This window comes from Streptomyces sp. sk2.1, from assembly GCF_008120935.1.
Lineage (GTDB): Bacteria > Actinomycetota > Actinomycetes > Streptomycetales > Streptomycetaceae > Streptomyces.
Genome location: NZ_RDBO01000169.1, coordinates 1 through 996, shown reverse-complemented (window position 1 = coordinate 996; position 996 = coordinate 1). Strand labels below are relative to the sequence as shown.

Annotated in this window: 1 protein-coding gene and 1 pseudogene; both read left to right on the top strand. The window is 74.7% G+C overall.

From position 1 onward, the window contains the following. A partial coding sequence (locus EAO76_RS41895) for an enolase C-terminal domain-like protein (protein ID WP_316248416.1) occupies positions 1–284 on the top strand: 284 nt, incomplete at its 5' end. Between the two features lie 118 nt (positions 285–402). Then, a pseudogene (locus tag EAO76_RS41890) lies at positions 403–996 on the top strand (PucR family transcriptional regulator); the annotation flags it as partial.

Sequence of the window (996 nt, the reverse complement as noted above, 5' to 3'; positions counted from 1 at the left end):
GGATCCATGACGTGTGCGCCGCCAACGGCGTCCCGGTCTGGTGCGGAGGAATGCTGGAGACCGGCCTCGGCCGCGCCGCCAACGTCGCGCTCGCCGCACTGCCCGGCTTCACCCTGCCCGGCGACACGTCCGCGTCCGGCCGGTACTACCGGACCGACATCACCGAACCGTTCGTGCTGGAGGACGGCCACCTCACCGTGCCCCACGAACCCGGCATCGGAATCTCCCCGATCCCCGGACAACTGGCCGAGGTCACCGAGTCGACGGAATGGATCGGCCGGTGACCCGCGGAGCACAGGACCCGCTCACCGGGCCCGACCTGCGCAAACCCCGGGCGGGCCGGGAGTCCGGAGCGGCGGCCGCCCCTGTCGCGGACGATCTCTGGTCAACTATCTTGTGGCGATGACGGAGCAGCCGCGGGCCGTGCTCGGCCGGATCATCGACGATCTCGGATCGACGTTGATCGAGGTGGCGGCCGGGGAGGTCGATCCGGCCCGCACCGTCACCGGGGTGCTGATCCAGGACCCGTTGGACGAACCGGCACGGCTGCCCGGCGCGGTGGTGCTCGGCGTCGGGGTGTACGGGGCCGGGCCCGTGGCCGGCCTGGTCGACCGGGCACACGGGCTGGGCGCGGCGGCCTCGGACACGGGCCCGTCCACCGGGACCGGGGAGCGGACCACGACGGCCGCCGCGCGCACCGGGGTGACCGTGCTCGGCCTGACCCCCGGCGCGTCCTGGGCCCAGGTGGCCGCGCTGCTGCGGTCGCTGCTCGCCGTCGACGAGCTGGGCACGGTGGGCGGCCCCGGTGACCCCGACAGCGCCGAACCGCTCGCCGGGGACCTGTTCGCCCTGGCCAACGCGACGGCCGGACTGCTGGACGGCCCGGTCACCGTGGAGGACCGGAGCGGGCGGGTGCTGGCCTTCTCCAGCAGACAGGACGAGGCCGACGGGGCCAGGATCGCGACCGTGCTGGGCCGTCAGGGCTGGGCCGTCAGG